Consider the following 20663-nt stretch of genomic DNA (forward strand, 5'->3'; position numbering starts at 1 on the left):
ATTCTCCGCTCATCCGTCTGTGTTGGCCGCAGCCCTTGTAAAACGGCCGGTGCCAAAGCCTAGTTTACGCCGCCGGTTGCTTTCCGCCTCGAATCGCCCCACACCATGACGCTGATCGCCCTAGGGCTCAACCACCTCACCGCGCCGGTCAACCTGCGCGAACAGGTTGCGTTCGACGCGGATTCCGCCAGCCAGGCCCTGCTTGCGCTAGGCCGTGAACCCGGCGTGGAAGAGGCCATGATCCTGTCCACCTGCAACCGTACCGAACTCTACGTGAGTGTCTCGGCAGGGGCAGAGGGCGTACCCCAGGCATGGCTCAGCCGGCACCACCAACTGACTGCCGGCAAGCTGGACGAGTTCCTGTATCGGCACGATGAAGACGCCGCCGTGCGTCACATGTTCCGCGTCGCCACCGGGCTGGACTCCATGGTGCTGGGCGAGCCGCAGATCCTTGGCCAGGTGAAGGATGCCTACCAGCAGGCACGCGACGCGCAGATGCTGCGCGCGCCGATGGAGCGCCTGCTGCAGCATACGTTCGCGGTGGCCAAGCGCGTGCGCACCGATACCCGCATCGGCGCCCACACGGTGTCGGTGGCGTTTACCGCGGTGCGCCTCGCCGAGCAGGTCTTCGCCGACCTGCGCCAGGCCTGCGTGCTGCTGATCGGCGCCGGCGACACCATCGAGCTGGCCGCGCGCCACCTGGTCGACAAGCAGGTGCGCCGGCTGATCGTGGCCAACCGCACGCTGGAGAACGCGCAGGAACTGGCCAGCCGGCACGGCGGCTACGCCATCGCCCTGCAGGACCTGCCCCAGCATCTGGCCGATGCCGACATCGTGATCAGCTCCACGGCGGCCCGCCAGCCCATCGTCACCCACGGCATGGTCGAGAAGGCCATCGTGGCGCGGCGGCGCAAGCCGATGTTCATGGTCGACATCGCGGTGCCGCGCGACATCGATGCCTCGGTAGGCGACCTCGACGACGTGTTCCTCTACGGCATCGACGACCTGCGCCAGGTGATCGACGACAACCGCCGTTCCCGCGAGGCCGCCGCGCGCGAAGCGGACGCCATCATCGACCTGCAGGTCGAGCGTTACATGGCCTGGCGTCGCGCCCTCGGTTTGCGCAACCCGGCGGTGGACCTGCGCCAGCATGCCGAGCTGTACCGCGACGAGGTGCTGGAAAAGGCCCGCGCGATGATCGCCCGCGGCAAGTCGCCGGACGAGGCGCTGGCCTTCCTGGCCAACACGCTGACCAACAAGCTGCTGCACCATCCCAGCGCACGGCTGCGCGAGGCGGCGCTCAGCGGTGACATGGACCTGCTGCATGCCGCCGGACGACTCTACGGCATCGACGAGAAGCGCGAAGTGGGCGAAGAGTAGCGGGCCGGGCGACAATGCCTGCGCGGAGCCTCCGGCTCTATCCCCTCCCCTCGCCCACCCGCCTTCTCCATGACCCCATCGATCCGCCGCAAGCTCGAATCCCTCGCCGAACGCCACGAGGAGATCGGGCTGCTGCTAGGCCAACCCGACGTACTTGCCGACAACACGCGATTCCGCGACCTGTCGCGCGAGTACGCGCAGCTTGAGCCCGTGGTGGGCGCGCTGCGCGAGCATGACCAGGCCGAGCAGGAGCTGGGCGAAACGCGCGCCATGCTGGACGACCCCGAACTGCGCGACATGGCGCAGGACGACATCGGCCGGCTGGAACGCCGGCTGGTGGAACTGGACGACGAACTGCAGATCCTGCTGCTGCCCAAGGACCCGCGCGACGAGGCCAACCTGTTCCTGGAAGTGCGTGCAGGCACCGGCGGCGACGAGGCGGCCATCTTTGCCGGCGACCTGTTCCGCATGTACACGCGCTACGCCGAACGGCGGCGCTGGCATGTCGAGGTGCTCAGCGAGAACGCGGGCGAGCACGGCGGCTACAAGGAGATCGTGGCGCGCATCGAGGGCAAGGGTGCCTACTCGCGGCTGAAGTTCGAATCGGGCACGCATCGCGTGCAGCGCGTGCCGGAAACCGAATCGCAGGGGCGCATCCATACCTCGGCCGCCACGGTGGCGATCCTGCCCGAGATGGACGAGATCGACGACATCGAGATCAACCCGGCCGATCTCAAGACCGACACCTTCCGCGCCTCCGGTGCGGGCGGCCAGCACGTCAACAAGACCGACTCGGCCATCCGCATCACCCACCTGCCTACCGGCATCGTGGTCGAGTGCCAGGACGAGCGCAGCCAGCACAAGAACCGCGCCCGTGCGCTCAGCCTGCTCAAGGCGCGCCTGCTCGACGACGAACGCAGCAAGCAGGCCGCGGCGCAGGCCGAATCGCGGCGCCTGCAGGTGGGCTCCGGCGACCGCAGCCAGCGCATCCGCACGGACAACTTCCCGCAAGGCCGCATCACCGACCACCGCGTCAATCTCACCCTGTACCGGCTGCCCGAGGTATTGCAGGGCGACCTGGACGAACTGGTCGACACCCTGACCCGCGAAAACCAGGCCGACGAACTGAAGGCGCTCACCGCCGGCTGAGCGTCGCGCGCAAGTTCCTGCCTGCCGCCGATGGATTGGCAGGCAGGGCGCCCTGAGCTAGTTTGGGCGAATGACTGACCTTTTTACCCCCTCTTCACAGATCCTCGCCCAGCAGGTGATCGAGAGTCTGGAGCGCGGCGCCTATGCCGACGCCGAGCCGATGGCCGCTCACGCCCGGACGCAGCACCCCGAAGACGCCGAACTGGCGCGCCTGCACGGCATCTGCCTGATGCAGCTGCAACGCCTGGACCAGGCCCTGGTCGCCATGCACGAGGCCGCGCGCCTGGCCCCGCACAGCATCGAGGTGCAGTGCAATCTGGGCAGCCTGCTGGTGAGCCTAGGCCAGGCCGACGAGGCCATCGAGCTGCTGCGCGCCGCGCTGCGCAAGGCACCGGGACACCCGGCGATCCTGCTGGCGCTGGGCAACGCGTTGATGGCGGCGGCGCGCTACCAGCACGCCCGCGAGTCGTATGCCATGGCCACGCATGGCGCGCCCGAGCACGCCGGCCTGCGCCTGAACCTCGCCGCGGCCGAGCTGGAACTGGGCCATCTGCCGCAGGCCAACCTGCACACCGACGAGGCACTGGCACTGCACGCACGCCTGGACGGCGCCTACGCCCTGCGCGGACGCATCCGCGTCGCCGAGGGGCGCCATACCGAGGCCGCCGAGGCCTGGCTGACGGCCGAGCGGCTCGCCCCCGGCCATGCCTCCCATCCGTTTTCCGCGGGCCAGGCGCTGGAGGATGCGGGCAAGCTCGCCGCCGCCGCCGACGCCTACGCACGTGCGCTGGCGCTGGCCCCCCATGACGGCCCGAGCCTGGCCCAGCTGCTGTTCGTGCGGCGCAAGCTGTGCGACTGGCGTGGCATCGATGAGTTGAGCGAACGCGTGCAACAGGCCGCGGTCGATGGCCACACCGCGGTCAGCCCCTTCGTGATGCTCGCCGAGGATGTCGACGCGGCGCTGCAGCTGCGCTGTGCCACCACCTATGCACAGACCATCGAGCGGCAGGCAGCCCCGCTGCGCAAGCAACTGAACCTTGAGCACGCCAAGCCGGCCCCGGATGCGCCGATCCGGGTAGGCCTGGTCGCCGACGGATTCAACGAGCACGCCACCGGCCTGCTGGTGGTGGCCATGCTCGAGGCGCTGGCCGGCCAGGGCCTGGAACTGCACCTGTTCGCCACCACGCCCGACGATGGCGGCCCGATTCGCCGTCGTCTTGCCGCCACCGGCACGCTGCACGATGCCGCCAGCTTGAACCAAGCCCAGCTCGCGCAGCTGATTCACGGCAAGGGCATCGAAATCCTGTTCGACCTCAATGGCTATTCCGGCCGCGACAACGGCGAACTGTTCGCGCTGCGCCCCGCCCCGGTGCAGGTGAACTGGCTGGCCTATCCCGGCTCCAGCGGCGCCCCGTGGATGGACTATCTGCTGGCCGACGCCGCTGTGCTGCCCGACGGCCTGCGCGCGCAGGTCAGTGAAAAGCTGATTCGCCTGCCCCGCTGCTACCAGCCCAACGACAACACCCGCGTGGTGCCCCCGGCGCCCTCGCGCGCCGAGTGTGGCCTGCCCAGCCAGGGCACGGTGTTCGCCTGCTTCAACAACAGCTACAAGCTCAATCCGGCCGCGTTCGCGCGCTTCATGCTGATCCTGCAGCAGGTGCCCGAGAGCGTGCTGTGGCTGCTGAGCGGCCCCGATGGCGCCGACCAGCGCCTGCAGGCCGCCGCCAGTGCCGCTGGCGTCGATCCGCAACGACTGGTGTTCATGCCGCGCCTGCCGCATGCCGAATACCTGGGGCGCTACGCACACGCCGACCTGTTCCTGGACACGCTGCCGTACAACGCCCACACCACGGCCTCGGATGCGCTGTGGGCCGGCTGTCCGGTGCTGACCTGCACCGGCCGCACCTTCGCCGGCCGCGTGGCCACCAGCCTGGTGCAGCAGCTCGGTTTGCCGGAGCTGGCCTGCGAGGACGAGGAAACCTTCATCGCCATGGCCACCCAGCTCGGCAACGATCGCGACGCATTGCTCACCCTGCGCCACCACCTGGCGCAACAGCGCACGCAGAGCCCGTTGTTCGACATGCGCGGTTATGCCGGCGACTTCCGCCGTGCGGTGCAGGCGATGAGCGTGCGCTACCGGATAGGACGCAAGCCGGTGGACCTGGACCTGTAAGGTTCCGCGGCCGCCCCGGCAAGGGCGGCTGCAGCGAGGTGCCCAGGCCGCGTGCCGTGGGCTTTCCTTCACCCGCTCCTCTCATCGGCCACGCACAATGTTCCGGCGGCAGCATCAAGGAGGCTCTCCCGATGGCGAAGAAGAAGGCCAAGACCTACCGGCGCGCGATGGCCGAACTGCAACTGGAGCTGGCCGGCCTGCATCGCTGGCTCCGACGCAGCGGGCAACGGCTGGTGGTGGTGTTCGAGGGGCGTGACGCCGCCGGCAAGGGCGGCACCATCAAGGCCATCACCGAGTCGATGGACACGCGAGGATTCCGCATCGCCTCGCTGCCCAAGCCGGACGAAACCGAATCCACCCAGTGGTACTTCCAGCGCTACGTGCAGCACCTGCCGAGCGCGGGCGAGATCGTGCTGTTCGACCGCAGCTGGTACAACCGCGCGGTGGTCGAGCCGGCCATGGGCTTCTGCACCAAGGCACAGTACAAGGCCTTCATGGCCGCCGTGCCGGCGTTCGAGAAGCTGCTCACCGACGACGGGATCATCCTCATCAAGTACTGGCTGGCGGTGGACCAGGAGGAGCAGGAGGAGCGGTTCTCCGACCGGGCCCAGGACCCGCTCAAGCGCTGGAAGCTGTCGCCCAACGACCTTGCCTCGCGCGAAAAGTACGCGGAAATCGGCCATCTGCGCGACCTCATGATCGATCGCACGCACCGGCCCCATGCGCCCTGGTTCGTGGTCGACTTCAACAACCAGAAGCGCGGCCGGGTCAACCTGATCCGCCACCTGCTCGAACAGGTGCCGCGGCACGATGAGACGATCCCCGAGGTGAAGCTGCCCAAGCTCAAGGGCAAGCCCAGGACCGAACACGTCACCAGCAAGGCGCTGTGGGTGCCCGACACCTGCGACGACCAGGAGGACTGATCAGGCGGCGGCCTGGCGCAATACCGCCAGGTCGATCTTCTTCATCCGCATCAGCGCCGCCGTGACGCGCGCCACCTTGGCCGGGTCCGCGGCGCCGAGCATCCGGATCATCTCGTCCGGCACCACCTGCCAGGACACGCCATAGCGGTCCTTGAGCCAGCCGCACTGTTGGGACTGGGGATCGCCGCCGGCGGACAGCCGGCTCCAGTAGTGGTCCACTTCATCCTGCGAATGGCAATGCACCACCAGCGAAAGTGCCTCGTTGAAGCGGAACAGCGGCCCGCCATTGAGCGCCGTGAAGAGCTGGCCGTCCAGCTCAAACGCCACCGTCATCACCGAACCCACCGCGCGGCCCGAGGCCGCCGCGCTGTCGGCGGTATGGCGGGTGGTGTCGCCGATGCATGAGTGGGGAAAGACCTGCACGTAGAACGCCGCCGCCTGCTCGGCCTGGTGCTCGAACCACAGGAACGGGGTGATGCGCTGGAAACGGCTGGACATGGGACCCTCCTGGCTGTGCGTCGGGGCTCGCCGGCACGCGCGGCCTCTTACATCCGACGACGCAGCCCCCGCCGGATCGACATCGCGAGGCCTCGCACGGCCTTCAAGCCACGCCTGCCCCGGCCGATAAACCTCAGGCCTGATCGTCAGGCCACACCGGAGGGGGCTATGCGAGGTCGCGGCCGGGGGATTGCACCGGACCAGAGGGAGCGTGCGACGGAGATCGTCGTGCCCTTCGTGCTGGTCGTCGCGGTGACCATTGGCCTGTGCGTCGCCAGCCTGGACATCCTCTCGGCCGCCCGTGCCTTCGTGGGAGGCGAAAGCCGCTGGTCGAAGAACCAGAAGATCGCGGTGTCCTACCTGCAGCACTACCTCTCGACGTTTTCCGAGCTGGACTACCGCGGCTTCGAGCAGATGATGGAGGTGCCGCTGGGCGATCGCGCCGCGCGCCTGGAACTGGACCGCGCCGAACCCGACATGGCGCTGGTCACCAAGCAGTTCGCTCGCGGTGGCATCGATCGCACCGACGTGCCGGGCATGGCACGCCTGTATCGCTATTTCCGCGATGTCGGCGACGTGCGCCGCGCGGTCGCCTACTGGACGGCTGCCGATGATCGCATCGACGAACTCATCACGCTCGCGCGCGACGCCCGCCGCCGCGTGCTCCTGCGCGAGGACGACGGTGCCTGGATCGAAGCCTACCGGCGCCGCGTGCGTGACGTGGACGCGGAGCTCACCCCGCTCGAGTACGGCTTCTCCGATGCGCTGGCTCAGGCCTCGCGTGAAACGGTGAACCTGCTGCGCACGACCTTGTGCCTGGCCGGCTGCCTGCTTGCGCTCGGCGCCACCTGGCGCGCGCGCCGCTTGCTCGACGACCGCGCGCGGGTGGCGCATGCGCTGCGTGCCAGCGAAGACCGCTACCAACTGGCGGTGGCGGGCAGCAACGATGGCCTGTGGGACTGGGATCGCCGCAGCGGGCGGGTCTACCTCTCGCCGCAGCTGCGCGGCATGCTCGGCGCGAACGGGAGCGCCGGCAACGACGAGCCTTCCGTGTTCCACCACCTGCATCCGCGCGACCGGCGTGCGGTCATGCGCGCCGTGGTGGCCCACGTGCGACGCAGCCATGCGCTGGACGTGGAGTTCCGGGTGCCGCAACCGGCAGGTGGCGTGCGCTGGTTCCATGCCCGTGGCGCATCCACGCGCGACGCACGGGGCATCGCCTTGCGCACGGCCGGCTCGGTCACCGAAATCACCGAACGGCGCACCGCCGACGCCCTGCTTTATGCAGCGAAGGAACGCGCCGAGGTCACCCTGCAGTCCATCGGCGATGCGGTGATCACCACCGACGCCCAAGGCCGCATCGAGTACCTCAACCCCAGCGCCGAGCGCCTGACGCGCTGGCATATGGAGCTGGCGCGTGGCCTGCCCGTCTCGGCGATCTGCCGGTTCGTCACCGAATCGACCGGCGAACCAGCCCCTGACCCGATCCCGCAAGTGCTGCGCGAACAATCGGCCTGGAGCTTCGGCGACAAGCTGGTGCTGGCGCATTCGGATGGCTGGTCGGTCGCGGTGGATCTCACCGCGACGCCGATCCGGGGCCGTACCGGCAGCATCGACGGCGTGGTGCTGGTGATGCGTGACGTCAGCCGCGATCGGGAGCATGCGGCCCAGCTCGCCTATCAGGCCAGCCACGACGGCCTCACCGGCCTGATCAACCGCCGCGAGTTCGAACGCCGCCTCGCACGCGCGTCACGCGCCACCCATGCCGGTGGCCCGCCGTTCACCGTGCTGTACCTGGACCTTGACCAGTTCAAGGTGGTCAACGACACCTGCAGCCACGCTGCCGGCGATGAGCTGTTGCGCCAGGTCGCCGCGCTGTTCGCGCGCCACGTGCGCGGCTTCGACGCCGTGGCGCGGCTCGGCGGTGACGAGTTCGTCGTGCTGCTGGAGGACTGCGACGCCGGGGCGGCACTCACCATCGCAGAGAACCTGCGCGCCGCGATCAACGACGAGCCCTTTGTGTTCGGCGAACGCAGCTTCGCCATCACCGCCAGCATCGGACTGGTGAGCCTCGATGGCGAGCAGCTGGCACGCGAGGACATCCTCGGCGCGGCCGACGCCGCCTGCCACCTGGCCAAGGAAAAAGGCCGCAATCGCGTGCAGACCTACCACCTGGACAATGACGAGGTGGCGGTGCGGCAGTCGGAGATGAGCTGGGTCAGCCGCATCCAGGCGGCGCTCGCCGAGGGGCGCTTCTGCCTGTTCGCGCAGGACATCGCGGACCTTCGCGAGCCCGGCGGACCACGCCATGTCGAGCTGCTGTTGCGCATGGTGAGCGAGGATGGCCTGCTGATACCACCTCGCGCGTTCATCCCTGCAGCCGAGCGCTACGGCCTGATGCCCTCGATCGACCGCTGGGTGGTGCAGTCGGCGTTTGCCACGCTGCGCCAGCGCCTGGATCGCGATCCCGCCCGCGCGCCACGGCTATGCGCGATCAACCTGTCGGGCAACTCGCTGTGCGAGGAAGGCTTCGCGGGCTTCCTGCGCCAGCAGTTCAACCAGTTCAGCATCGCGCCGTCGATGATCTGCTTCGAGATCACCGAAACCGCCGCCATATCCAGCCTGTCGCGCGCCACCACCTTCATCCATGAGATGCGCAGGCTCGGCTGCCGCTTCTCGCTGGACGATTTCGGCGCGGGCATGTCCTCGTTCACCTACCTCAAGCATCTGCCGGTGGACTTCGTGAAGATCGAGGGCAGCTTCGTCAAGGACATGATCGAGGATCCGATCGACTTCGCCATGGTCGAGGCGATCAACAACATCGGCCACGTCACCGGCAAGCTGACCATCGCCGAATGCGTGGGTTCGGAGGCCCTGCTGCAGCAGGTACGCAAGCTGGGCATCGATTTCGCTCAGGGCTTCGCCTTGTCCCTGCCCCGCCCCTTCGCGATGTCCCCGCCGTGGGAAAGCAATGCGGAACTGGAATTGGCGCAGGCCGACTGAGCAAGGCTCAAGCGGTGCGAAAGCCCTCTATGTCGGGAACGGCACAGGTTTCGCGGATCACCACTTCGCCCCGGGCCAGGGCGGGCCCCTGCCACAGCCATCGTTCCAGCGCGTCGAGCGCCTCGTCCGGGCCCACCGCCACCACTTCGACCCGGCCATCGGGCAGGTTCAGCGCATGGCCGCTCAAGCCCAGCGCCAGCGCCTGCTCGCGCGTACTGGCTCGATAGAACACGCCCTGCACGCGCCCGCTGACCAGGAAGCGCGCGGCGGCCACGGTCATTTCCCCAGGCCGATCGCCTCGCTGAGCGAGGCATCGTTCACCGTGCCCACGAAACGCTTGGCGACCTTGCCGTCGGGTGCGATCAGCCAGGTGGTGGGCAGGCCGCGTGGTTCGTCGAAGTCCTTCAGCGGCTTGTCCAGCGTGACCTGGGCCACGGGATAGCTCACCGGATGCTTGGCAAGGAATGCCTGGATATCGGCCTTGTCGCTGTCGTCATAGGCAATGCCGATGGCCGACACCTTGTCCTTGTGCGCGGTGACGAAGCGCGAGATGTCGGGCATCTCCTTGATGCAGGGCACGCACCAGGTGGCCCAATAGTTGACGATCACCCACTTGCCCCGCTGCGTGGCGAGGTCATAGGGTTTGCCGTCCAGCGTGGTGAGCTTGATCGACGGCTGTACGGGCATCGCAGCCTGCGCCGTACCTGCGAGCGCGATGGCCAGCGCGACGGCGGCGAGCGGCTTGAGCAATGTCATGTATCGGTGTCCTCGGTAAGGGGGGCAACGGTGACCGGATAGGCCACGTCCAGGCGCGTGCCCAGCGTGACGTCCAGCGATCGCGCCGTCTGCTCGAGCAGGGCGAGCAATGCCTCCGGCAACTCGATGCCGTTGGCCTGCACGTCTTCGTAGGGCCGCAGCGGAAGGCGGTAATGGCTGTGAGCATACACGCGCAAGAGATCGGTGCTGTCGAGACTGCGGCTCAGCAACCAGCCACCCGGCGCCTGTCGGATCAGGTCCGCGCGTTGCAGGTCGTCGATGTAACGGCCGATGATCAACCGCGACAGGCGTGGCTCGCGGCCGCGCAGGACTTCCAGATCCACCGCCACGCCCTGCCGGTGCGCATCGATGAAGTGCCGCAGCACCAGCAACAAGCCGAGGAAGGCATCCTCGTCGGGCAGGCAGGTCGCGGGGGCCTGGTATTCGAACGCCTCCATCGAGGCGGCCACCGAGGCGCACAGGATCACGATCACCCACGACATGTAGATCCACAGCAGGAAGATCGGGATCGCCGCCAGCGCGGCGCCGTACACCTGCTGGTAGGTGTGCGCGTGATGGATGAAGTGGGCGAAGCCCCAGCGCGCGATCTCGAACATCACCGCGCCCAGCAGCGCGCCAATGGCCGCCTCCTGCCAGCGCACGCGGCGGTTCGGCACCATCATGTAGATCAGCATCAGGGTGAGGAACGTCACCACGAACGGCAACGTGGACACCAGCCGCTGGCGCAGGCCGAGCTGGCCGACCGCATCGCCAAGGATCGGCATCGCGGTGGCGTACGACGCCACCGCGATGCCGCCGACGATGAGCACCGGCCCCAGGGTCAGCGCCGCCCAGTACAGCAACAGGCGCGACACCCAGCCGCGCTGGCGGCGCACGCGCCAGATGCGGTTGAGTCGATCCTCGATGCTCACCATCATCGACAGTGCGCTGAAGAACATCACCAGCACGCTGATGCCGGTGAGCTTGCTGGCGTTGTCGGCGAAGCCGTTGAGGTACTCCTGCACGCGCTCGCCAGCGGCAGGCATGAAGTTGCTGAAGACGAACTCGATCAGGGTGGCACGCGCGTCGGCAAACGCGGGGAACGCGGCGAAGATCGCCAGCGAGGCGACGATCAGCGGCACCAGCGAAACCAGCGTGGTGTAGGACAGCGCACCGGCCGTCTCGAAACACTTGTCGTCGATGAAGCGCTGCCACAGGAAGCGGCTGAAGCTGCTGAGGCGGTCGCGGTCGAAACGCAAGGCCATGTGGGTTCCTTCGATGGCGCCGGAACAGGACGCCCCCTGCATGCACCACGGGGCATGCGCGTGACGTGAACAGGCCGGCTACACGGGCTTGATCGACCGGTACACTAACCGATCATTCGCCTGCTGCCCAAACCATGAGCCACGACATCCTGGTCCTCTACTACAGCCGCACCGGCCATACCGCCCAGCTGGCACGACTGATCGCGCGTGGCGTGGAGGAAGTGCCCGGCATGCGCGCCCGCCTGCGCCAGGTGCCGCCAGTGGCGCCGGTCACCGAAGTGGCACAACCGCCGGAGCCGGAGGAAGGCGCCCCCTACGTCACCCGCGAGGACCTGCTCGAATGCGCCGGCCTGGCGCTGGGCAGCCCCACGCGCTTTGGCAACATGGCCGCGCCCTTGAAGTATTTCCTGGACTCCACCGGTGCCGAGTGGGCCAGCGGCGCACTCGCCGGCAAACCCGCCGCGCTGTTCACCGCCACCAGCACCATGCATGGCGGACAGGAATCGACCTTGCTCACCATGGCGCTCCCCCTGCTCCACCACGGCATGCTGATCGTGGGCCTGCCTTACACCGAGCCCGCACTCACCGCCACGCAGAGCGGCGGCACGCCGTACGGCGCCAGCCATGTGGCCGGCGCCAAGGGCGACAACGCCATCACCGAACACGAACGCGAACTGGCCCGTGCACTCGGCCGTCGGCTGGCCGACGTGGCGCGGCGCCTGGGCACCGCTGCATGAGCGCATCGATCCTCCCGGTCTACCGGCTGGGCCTGGCGGCATGGGCGGCACTGGCCGTGCTGCAGCCCGTCTGGCACGGCTGGCTGTTTCCGCCACAGCAACTGCCGGTATCGCTGGTACTGGCGGTCACGGTGATCCCGCTGCTGTTGCCGCTGCTGGCGATCCGCAATGTGCGCCGCGCGCTGCTATGGGTGGGCATCCTCAGCCTGTTCTATTTCTGCCACGGCATCAGCGAGGCGTGGAGCGCACCAGACCAGCGCCTACTGGCCCTGCTGGAGATCGCGCTTACCCTCACCCTGATCGGCACGCTCGGCTGGGGCGTACGCCATAAGTCGCCGGCCTGAGCAGCCCGCGCTCCGGCATCGACCGGAGGAATTCGAAATATTTTTCGCCGCATGACTTCCAGCAGGGAGGCCGGTGGCAGGCGCTGTGCTATCAGGGAATGATCACCCCAGGGAGAATGCACGATGCACCTTGCCACCCTTCGTCGGCGGGCACCCCTCTTTGCAGGATTGCTGGCCCTGCTGCCAATAGCCCTTCAGGCGGCCTACGACAAGCCACCGGAGCCGTTGCTCGGCGTGATGCATGCGCCGCTGCCGGCGGTTCCCGTACTGGATCCCACCCGCCAGCGCATGCTGCTGGTCGAGCTGTCGCAGTACCCATCGATCGAGCGCGTGGCCGAGCCGTACGTAAAGCTCGCCGGCCTGCGCATCGAGCCGCGCAACCACAGCCGCCATGACGCCTCCAGCGGCTACGGCATCCGCCCCTGCCTGAAGAGCTTCACGCTGGAAGACGTCGCCAGCCACCAGCAGATTGCCGTGAAGCTGCCCGCCGACGCCTGCCCTGACGTGCCGCTGTGGTCGCCCGATGGCCATCGCTTCGCCTTCACCAACACGACCAGCGAGCGCACCGAACTGTGGCTGGGCGACGCCCTGACCGGAGCGGTGCACCGCGTCGAGGGTGCGGCGATCAACACCGTGATGGAAGACGAAGTGCAGTGGCTGCACGACAGCGACACCCTGCTGGTGAAGCTGGTCCCGGCCAACCTGGGCCCGGCGCCCAAGGCAAGCGCCACTGCCGGTCCGGAGATCAAGGAGTCCATCCAGGGCAAGGGCGAGAGCAGCACCTACGAGGCCCGCGACACGCTCGGCAGCCCGGAGGACGAGGCCCTGTTCGACTACTACGGCATGGCGCAGCTGGCCGTGGTCGACGCCGCCAGCGGGCAGATCCGCGACGTCGGCAAGCCCGGCGTGCTGGCCGAGGTGAACGGCGCACCCGATGGTGTGCACGTGCTGGTGGAGACGCTCAAGCGTCCCTACTCCTACGTGACGACCTATGAGCGCTTTGCGCGTGACGTCAGCGTGCTGGACGTGCGCACGGGACAAGCCGCGGCCATCGCCACGCTGCCGGTGGCCGACCGCGTGCCGGTGCACGGCGTGCCGGTAGGCCCTCGCGAACTGACGTGGCGCGCCAATGCACCGGCGACGCTCGTATGGCCCGAGGCGCTGGACGGAGGCGACTGGAAGGTCAACGTTCCCCAGCGCGACAAGGTGATGGCATGGAGCGCGCCCTTCAGTGGCAAACCCAGGGAAATCGCCCGCACCACGCAGCGCTTCGGCGGCATGCGCTGGCTCGCCCAGGGCGATGAGCCCTTCGTGTACGAGTTCGACGCCAACCGCCAGTGGATGCACATCACCCGCGTCGACGTGGCCCACCCGGAGAAGCCCGCGCGCACGATCTGGGACTATTCGCTCAACGAGGTCTACAACAATCCCGGCTCGCTGCTGATGCAGACGCTGCCCAATGGCGCCAGCGTGGTGCGCCAGGATGGCGACAACGTGTACCTGGCCGGACCGGGTGGCACGCCCAAGGGTGATCGCCCCTTCCTTGATCGCTACAACCTCACCAGTGGCCACACCGAGCGGCTGTTCCGCAGCAGCGCCGACGCCTTCGAGCGTCCGCTGGCCGTACTGACCGGCGGCGAACGCTTCATCACCGCACGCCAGTCGCCCGTCGAGCCGCCCAACCTGTTCCTCTACACGCTGGGCCAGCCGGTCGCCAATGCTGCCGCTGGCGAAGCCGCGTTTGCCTCCAGCGCCTCGCCGATCACGCACATCCCCGATCCGACGCCGCAGGTACGCGGCATCGGCAAGCAGCTGGTGACCTACAAGCGCAAGGATGGCGTGGAACTGTCCTTTACCCTGTACACGCCGCCGGGCTACAAGCCGGGCACGCGGCTGCCGGCCGTGTTGTATGCCTACCCGCAGGACTTCGCCGACCCCAGCCAGGCCGGGCAGATCAGCGGCTCGCAGCAGAAGTTCGACGTGCTGCGCAGCTACCGCCTGTTGCTGCTGTCGGGCTACGCGATCATCGACAACGCCTCGTTCCCCATCGTGGGTGATCCGCGCACAGCGTATGACACCTACATCGACCAGCTGGTGATGGATGCCCAGGCTGCCGTCGACAAGGCGGTGGACATGGGCGTGGTGGATCGCAACCGCATTGGCGTCACCGGCCACAGCCACGGCGCGCTGATGACCGCCAACCTGCTTGCCCACACGGACCTGTTCCGCGCCGGCGTGGCCACCAGTGGTGGCTACAACAAGACGCTCACCCCATTCGGTTTCCAGAACGAGCGACGCTCGCTGTGGCAGGCGACCTCGGTGTACGAGCAGGCCTCCACCTTCTTCCACGCGGACAAGGTCAAGGCACCGCTGCTGATCATGCATGGCATGGACGATGCCAACCCGGGCACCGAGCCGATCCAGTCGGAAAAGCTGTTCCAGGCCATTCGCGGCCTTGGCGGCACTACCCGCCTGGTAATGCTGCCGCATGAGCCGCACTGGTACACCGCAATGGAGTCGAACGAACAGGAGGTCTACGAGATGCTGACCTGGTTCGACCGCTACGTGAAGAACGCCCCCGCCGGTTCCGACGCGGCCAAGCCGGCCAAGGCCGCCAAGACCGCTCCGTAATCCGCAGCGATATCTGTTACGGGCATTCCCGGCGCTCGCTCAGAGCGCCGGTGCCTCACGCGGATTAGCCAGGCGGCTCATAGGAGCGACGAAGCGGGGCCGAGCGGCCCCGCTTCGCTATCCGGCGCCCGCATCCGGTTGCGCCATCGACCGCGGCGCACGCACGCTCAGTAGCAGTGACTGAGCTCGCGCACGCCTTCGCGTATCTCTTCCGGCGACGCGCCGCCGTAGCCGAGGATCAGCCCGCTGCGCGGCCTGCCGAGGTAGCACAGCGACAAGGGGCGCACCGATACGCCCCGCGTGGCAGCCATACGCGACACCGCGACATCGTCCACGCCCTCCGGCAACCAGCCGGCCAGTTGCATGCCGGCGTCGGCCCCCATCACCTCGAAGCGACCGGCCAGGTGCTCGGCCAGCGCGTCCAGCACCGCCGAGCGGCGTGCCTGGTACAGGGCACGCATGCCACGGATATGCCGCGCGAAATGGCCCTCGCGAATGAAGTCGGTCATCACGCGCTGGTAGAGCAACGAGGTGAACGTATCCATCGCGTCGCGCCCGGCGTGGAAATCGCGAACCAGATCCCTGGGCACCACCATATAGCCCACGCGAAGCGCGGGAAACATCACCTTGCTGAAGGTGCCCAGGTAGATCACCCGCGCGTGCGCGTCGGTGCCCTGCAGCGAGGCGAGCGGTCGGCCGCCGAAGCGGTACTCGCTGTCGTAGTCGTCCTCCACGATCCAGGCATCGTTGCGCGCGGCCCAGTCGATCAGCTGCATGCGTCGCGCCGCGCTCATCGTCGTGCCCAGGGGGAACTGGTGCGAGGGCGACACGTAAGCCGCACGCGCATCCGGTGCCAGCCGCGCCCCCTGCGCCACGTCCAGGCCATCCTCGTCCACAGGCACCGGCACCAGCTGTGCGCCAGCCGTGTGGAAGGCCTGGTGCGCGCCGGGATAACCGGGATCTTCCATCCACACCCGCTCGCCGTGGTCGAACAGCACGTGGGCGCAAATCTGCAGGCCTTGCTGCGAGCCGGTGGTGATCAGCACCTGCGTGGCATCGCAGCGCACCCCACGCACGGCTCCCAGGTAATCGGCGATCGCCTCGCGCAACGGCGAGTATCCCGCGGGGTCGCCATAGATCATGGCGTCCGCGTTCATATGCCGGGCATGCCGGCTCACCAGCTTGGACCAAACGGCAAACGGAAACTGCTCCAGCGCAGGCCGGCCCACGCGGAAGGCGCCCTGGTTGGCCAGCCAGGTCTGCTCGGGCGCGCGCATGCGCGCAGCCCGCTGCGACACGCGACGCGGACCGGCAGGCTGCCCGGGTGACGACGGCGTGCGTGGCGATCGCCCGGCACCGCGCAGATCATCCGGAATGGCTCGCGCCACACAGGTGCCGGCGCCGGTGAACGTCTCGAGATAACCCTCTGCCTGCAACTGCTCGTAGGCACCCAGCACTGGAATGCGCGAGATGTTCAGCTCGTCGGCAAGGCGCCGCGTGGAAGGCACGCGCTGGCCGGGACGCAGCTGGCCTTGCAGGATGGCCTGCCGGAACCACTCCGACAATTGCAGGTACAGCGGCACATCCACGGCCGGATCCACGGCCACCGACGGCAGGAAACCGGCATGCAGGCGTTTCATGCGGATCTCCGAAAGTGGTTATACAAAACCAGGTAAAAGTGGTTATTCCAGCCAACCACTTTTGGGCCTAGCTTGCGCCCCATGAACCGTCCGGCACAAGTCCCCACGACCTCGCTGACGCTGTTTCGACGCGCGGCCTGGCTGTGCCTGCTCGGCATCCTGTTCTCGCTGGTGGCGCCGCTGCCGGCCTGCTCGCAAGAACCGCCCGCCACCTCGGAAAGCCGCGACAACGCCTGGTGGACGGGCCCGATGCTGGCCAATTCGGCCGAGACGCTGCCCACCGGCCACATCCTTGCCGAGCCCTACCTGTACGACATCAGCTCGCGGGGCTCGGACAGCTTCGGCTCGCGTACCTACCTGCAATACGGCCTGGCCAACGACTTCACCGTGGGAGTGATCCCGGTGTTCGACTACAACCGCGTGAGCGGCGGTCCCGACAGCGATGGCGTGCAGCTGGGCGACACCACCTTCTCCGCGCAGTACCGCCTGCACCGGTTCCAGGAGGGCAGCTGGGTGCCCACCGTGGCGCTCCAGTTGCAGGAAACCGTGCCCACCGGCCGTTACGACCAACTTGGCAACCGTCCGGCCAACGGCATGGGCGCCGGCGTCTACACCACGTCCATCGGCATCAACACGCAGACCTACCTGTGGCTGCCGAACGGACGCATCCTGCGCGTGCGCTTCAACGTGTGGGCCAACTTCTCCGGGCGTACCAACCTGCACGGCGTGAGCGTCTACGGCACCGGCATGGGCTTCAGCGGCAACGTGCGTCCGGGCAACAGCTACTCCGCCGATACCGCGTTCGAGTACAGCCTGACCCGGCGCTGGGTGCTCGCGCTCGACCTGCTGTTTACCCATAACTGCAACACCGTGGTCAGCGGCAACACCACCGACCCGGGTGGCGAACCGTTTCCGCAAGGCGTGCGCACGCACAGCGGCAGCAGCAACGCGGTGGGCTTTGCTCCCGCCTTGGAATACAGCTGGACGCCGAACATCGGCGTGCTGCTGGGTACGCGCGTGATCCTCGACGGCCACGGCACGACGGGCTCGATCACGCCCGCCATCGCGCTGAACTACGTCCACTGAAACGTCGAACCCGGAGGTCCCCCGTGAAGCTCTCCCCGCTGTTCGCCACCTTTGCCTTCGCCTTGCTGCTGCCGATCGGCCTCAGCCGTGCGCAGCAACCACCCGACTACATCGCCCGCGCCATCGGCGACGGCAGCCGGCCGGCTGACGACCGCGCCCAGGATCCTCATCGCAAGCCCGCCCAGGTGCTGGATTTCACCGGCGTGAAGCCAGGCCAGGTGGTAGTGGACCTGATGCCGGGCTCCGGTTACTACACGCGCCTGCTCAGTCTCATCGTCGGGCCCACCGGCAAGGTCTACGCGCTGCAGCCGGTGGAGATGGACAAGGCCGCGCCGAAGGGCCTGCAAAGCCTGCATGGCTTTGCAGGCACCGCGCCGTACGCAAACGTGCAGGTGCTGGTGGAACCGATAAGCCAGCTGCGACTGCCCGAACGCGTCGACCTGATCTTCACCTCGCAGAACTATCACGACCTGCACGACCCGTTCATGGGTTCGCCGGACATGGCGACGCTGGACCGCACGCTCTACGCGGCGCTCAAACCCGGCGGCACCTTGCTCGTGCTCGACCATGCCGCCGCGGCAGGCAGCGGCACCCGCCGCACCGACGACCTGCATCGCATCGATCCGGCCGCGGTGAAAAGCGAACTCGCCGCCGCCGGTTTTCGTTTCGACGGCCAGAGCGATGCGCTGCGCAACCCCGCCGACGATCACACGCTGGGCATCCGCGATCCATCCATCCGCGGCGACACCGACCGCTTCGTGCTGCGCTTCCGCACGCCCTGAACCGACGCGCTAGGATGGCCCGATGAACCCGGCGCACAACCGGGTTCCACGCCATCGTCGTCACCAGGGTGGGATTGCATGTGAGCAAACAACCGCGGGAACTGCTGAAGGCGGCCGACATCGAGGCCATGGAAGCCACGGTCAGCGTGCATACGCTGAACCCCAATGGCGTGCGCCATCGCAAGTCGCTCGGCGATGCCACAGGCCTGAGCCAGATCGGCGTGCACCACATCACGCTGATGCCGGGCCACGACTCCAGCGAGTACCACCGGCACCGGTACGAGGAAGAATGCGTGTACGTGCTCAGCGGCCATGGCAGCGCCATGGTCGACGGTCATCACCATGACATCGGCGAGGGCGACTTCCTCGGCTTCGCGCGCAACGGGCCTGCGCATGTGGTGACCAACACGGGCAAGTCGCCGCTGGTGCTGCTGGTGATGGGCCAGCGACTGGAACACGACGTCTGCGACTACCCGCACCGCGGCCTGCGCCTGTACATCAACGGCAAGCAGGAAGACCTGGTCGACATCGCGGCCATCCAGGACGGCTGAGCGCCTCACGCGCCTATACTGGCCGGAGCCATCCGACGAGGGCCGATCATGGGATTCGTGCAGGAACCACCGCAGCTCGCCCATCCGTACCGTGAGGACCGCCTGCTGCAGGCGATGCTGGAACGCGCCCTGCCACCGGCCCGTCGCGCCGTATTGGCGGCAGACCTCGACGCCCTGGGCGACCATGCCTGCATGGCCTTCAAGCGCGCCGCGCACAGCACCCGCCGCAAGCCGGTGCTGACCCAGTGGGATGCGTGGGGCAACCGGGTCGACCGCATCGAACTGACCGAGGCCTGGTTGGAAGGCCCGCAACTCACCACCCGCCACGCCGTGCTGGCCGCGGGCCATGAGGCGCACGAGCACGCGCGACTGGAAGAGTTTGCCCGCGTCTACCTCTATCACGTCGCCAGCGAGTTCTATACCTGCCCGCTGGCGATGACCGATGGCGCGGCCACCGCGCTGAAGGCCTCGGGCAACAAGGCGCTGCTGGATCGCGCCCTGCCTCATCTGCTCAGCCGCGACACCGGCAGCTTCTGGCTGAGCGGCCAATGGATGACCGAGAACACCGGCGGCTCGGACGTGGGCAACACCGAAACCATCGCGCGCCAGGACGCCAACGGCCAGTGGCGGCTGTACGGCCGCAAGTGGTTCAGCTCCGCCGTGGTCGGCGAAATGGCGCTGGCATTGGCGCGCCCCGAGGGCGCCGGGACCGGCGCGTCGGCACTGGCGCTGTTCTACGTGGAGACCATGGACGGCGAACGCCGCCGGCCCGAACTGGTGATCGACCGCCTCAAGGACAAGCTGGGCACGCACGAGCTGCCCACCGCGGAAATCCATCTCGAGGGGATCCCCGCCTGGCCGCTGGGCGAACTTGCCAACGGCGTGCGCCAGGTGGCGCCGATGCTCAACATCACGCGCACCTGGAACGCCGTGGGCGCCACCGCCAGCATGGCCCGCGCACTCACCCTCGCCCGCGACTACGCCACGCGCCGCCGCGCCTTCGGCAAGCGGCTCATCGAGCAACCGCTGCACGCGCAGACGCTGGCCGACCTGCAGGCCGAGTTCGAAGGGGCGTTCGCGCTGACCTTCGAGGTCGCGCATCTGCTCGGCCGGGTGGAGCATGGCGCAGCACAACCCCACGAAGCCGCCCTCCTGCGGCTGCTGACGCCACTGGCCAAGCTGTGGACCGGCAAGATGGCCGTGCGCATGTGCTCGGAGGCACTGGAGTGCTTCGGCGGCGCCGGCTACGTCGAGGACACCGGCCTGCCGCAGCTGCTGCGCGATGCGCAGGTCTATGCGATCTGGGAGGGCACCACCAACGTGCTCTCACTCGACAGCCTGCGCGCGCTTGGCGCCGAGCAGTTGGCCCCGTTGCACCGGGCCATCGACGGCTGGCTGGCCGACAGCATCGACGCCCACGCCAGGGCGCAGATCCATGCGGCCTTGCAGGCGGCCAGCGCCTACCTACAGGACCATGCGGGGCAGCGGGACAGCCTGGAAGCCGGTGCGCGAGGCCTGGCCATTACGCTGGCGCGCTGCGCGGCGGCGGCGCTGCTGGCCCGCCACGACAGCTGGTCGGCGCCCCGCGGCGGTGCCCGGGCCGCCGCGGCGTTGCGGCGCTTCGTGGGGCATGGCCTGATCCGCCTGAACGCCGCGGATGCCACTGACACGGCCCTGCTGCTCGGGCCACACTGAGCACGGGACGGCGCCAGCGGCTAAAATGCGCGCCTCCCCACCTTGCGATC

General features: G+C 68.1%; 17 protein-coding genes. 12 read left to right on the forward strand and 5 right to left on the reverse strand.

Going from position 1 to position 20663, the window contains the following annotated elements; genetic code table 11:
• Positions 1-105 precede the first annotated feature (105 nt).
• The 4 genes from hemA to ppk2 all read left to right on the forward strand — a co-directional run bounded on the left by hemA (position 106) and on the right by ppk2 (position 5625).
• Positions 106-1380, forward strand: coding sequence for a glutamyl-tRNA reductase (gene hemA / locus DVU99_RS08995; RefSeq protein WP_114239875.1), 1275 nt, complete (start codon positions 106-108; stop codon positions 1378-1380).
• 69 nt (positions 1381-1449) lie between these two features.
• The gene (gene prfA / locus DVU99_RS09000; protein WP_114239876.1) at positions 1450-2529 is read left to right on the forward strand and encodes a peptide chain release factor 1; all 1080 of its coding nucleotides are present in this window, start codon (positions 1450-1452) and stop codon (positions 2527-2529) included.
• Between the two features lie 70 nt (positions 2530-2599).
• The gene (locus DVU99_RS09005; RefSeq protein ID WP_114239877.1) at positions 2600-4702 is read left to right on the forward strand and encodes a tetratricopeptide repeat protein; all 2103 of its coding nucleotides are present in this window, start codon (positions 2600-2602) and stop codon (positions 4700-4702) included.
• A gap of 131 nt (positions 4703-4833) precedes the next feature.
• Positions 4834-5625: a polyphosphate kinase 2 gene (ppk2, locus tag DVU99_RS09010; RefSeq protein ID WP_114239878.1), complete on the forward strand. Its 792-nt coding sequence runs from the start codon at positions 4834-4836 to the stop codon at positions 5623-5625.
• Here ppk2 and DVU99_RS09015 read toward each other — a convergent pair whose 3' ends face one another.
• Positions 5626-6123: a VOC family protein gene (locus DVU99_RS09015; RefSeq protein ID WP_114239879.1), complete on the reverse strand. Its 498-nt coding sequence runs from the start codon at positions 6121-6123 to the stop codon at positions 5626-5628.
• A gap of 228 nt (positions 6124-6351) precedes the next feature.
• Between DVU99_RS09015 and DVU99_RS09020 the strand changes: the two genes are divergently transcribed.
• Complete coding sequence (locus tag DVU99_RS09020; protein WP_198670241.1) at positions 6352-9126, forward strand: EAL domain-containing protein; 2775 nt, start codon at positions 6352-6354, stop codon at positions 9124-9126.
• Positions 9127-9133: 7 nt separating this feature from the next.
• On the opposite strand, the gene DVU99_RS09025 is transcribed toward DVU99_RS09020, so the two are convergent.
• From DVU99_RS09025 to DVU99_RS09035, 3 genes are read right to left on the reverse strand one after another with little or no spacing between them, the layout of a single operon-like run.
• A complete protein-coding gene (locus DVU99_RS09025; RefSeq protein ID WP_114239986.1) occupies positions 9134-9400 on the reverse strand; it encodes an acylphosphatase in 267 nt (88 codons plus the stop codon).
• Between the two features lie 2 nt (positions 9401-9402).
• On the reverse strand, positions 9403-9882 hold the full coding sequence (locus DVU99_RS09030) for a TlpA disulfide reductase family protein (RefSeq protein ID WP_114239881.1): 480 nt from the start codon (positions 9880-9882) through the stop codon (positions 9403-9405).
• Positions 9879-11147: a YihY family inner membrane protein gene (locus tag DVU99_RS09035; RefSeq protein WP_114239882.1), complete on the reverse strand. Its 1269-nt coding sequence runs from the start codon at positions 11145-11147 to the stop codon at positions 9879-9881. The genes DVU99_RS09030 and DVU99_RS09035 overlap by 4 nt, the downstream gene beginning before the upstream one ends.
• Before the next feature lie 134 nt (positions 11148-11281).
• Between DVU99_RS09035 and wrbA the strand changes: the two genes are divergently transcribed.
• From wrbA to DVU99_RS09050, 3 genes are all read left to right on the forward strand, one after another.
• Positions 11282-11884, forward strand: coding sequence for an NAD(P)H:quinone oxidoreductase (wrbA, locus tag DVU99_RS09040; RefSeq protein WP_114239883.1), 603 nt, complete (start codon positions 11282-11284; stop codon positions 11882-11884).
• Positions 11881-12228, forward strand: coding sequence for a DUF2069 domain-containing protein (locus DVU99_RS09045; RefSeq protein ID WP_114239884.1), 348 nt, complete (start codon positions 11881-11883; stop codon positions 12226-12228). The genes wrbA and DVU99_RS09045 overlap by 4 nt, the downstream gene beginning before the upstream one ends.
• Positions 12229-12351: 123 nt before the next feature.
• On the forward strand, positions 12352-14859 hold the full coding sequence (locus DVU99_RS09050) for a prolyl oligopeptidase family serine peptidase (protein WP_114239885.1): 2508 nt from the start codon (positions 12352-12354) through the stop codon (positions 14857-14859).
• Between the two features lie 167 nt (positions 14860-15026).
• On the opposite strand, the gene DVU99_RS09055 is transcribed toward DVU99_RS09050, so the two are convergent.
• Positions 15027-16499 carry a PLP-dependent aminotransferase family protein gene (locus DVU99_RS09055; RefSeq protein ID WP_114239886.1) on the reverse strand — a complete coding sequence of 491 codons (1473 nt, stop codon included), beginning with the start codon at positions 16497-16499 and terminating at the stop codon, positions 15027-15029.
• A gap of 81 nt (positions 16500-16580) precedes the next feature.
• Between DVU99_RS09055 and DVU99_RS09060 the strand changes: the two genes are divergently transcribed.
• From DVU99_RS09060 to DVU99_RS09075, 4 genes are all read left to right on the forward strand, one after another.
• Positions 16581-17585: a transporter gene (locus DVU99_RS09060; protein WP_114239887.1), complete on the forward strand. Its 1005-nt coding sequence runs from the start codon at positions 16581-16583 to the stop codon at positions 17583-17585.
• Between the two features lie 23 nt (positions 17586-17608).
• Positions 17609-18367 (forward strand): class I SAM-dependent methyltransferase, encoded by a 759-nt coding sequence (locus tag DVU99_RS09065; RefSeq protein ID WP_232823527.1) that lies wholly within the window; start codon positions 17609-17611, stop codon positions 18365-18367.
• Between the two features lie 80 nt (positions 18368-18447).
• A complete protein-coding gene (locus DVU99_RS09070) occupies positions 18448-18918 on the forward strand; it encodes a cupin domain-containing protein (RefSeq protein WP_198670242.1) in 471 nt (156 codons plus the stop codon).
• A gap of 48 nt (positions 18919-18966) precedes the next feature.
• Complete coding sequence (locus DVU99_RS09075) at positions 18967-20613, forward strand: acyl-CoA dehydrogenase family protein (RefSeq protein WP_114239888.1); 1647 nt, start codon at positions 18967-18969, stop codon at positions 20611-20613.
• Positions 20614-20663: the final 50 nt, after the last annotated feature.

This window comes from Dyella sp. C9, from assembly GCF_003332825.1.
Lineage (GTDB): Bacteria > Pseudomonadota > Gammaproteobacteria > Xanthomonadales > Rhodanobacteraceae > Dyella.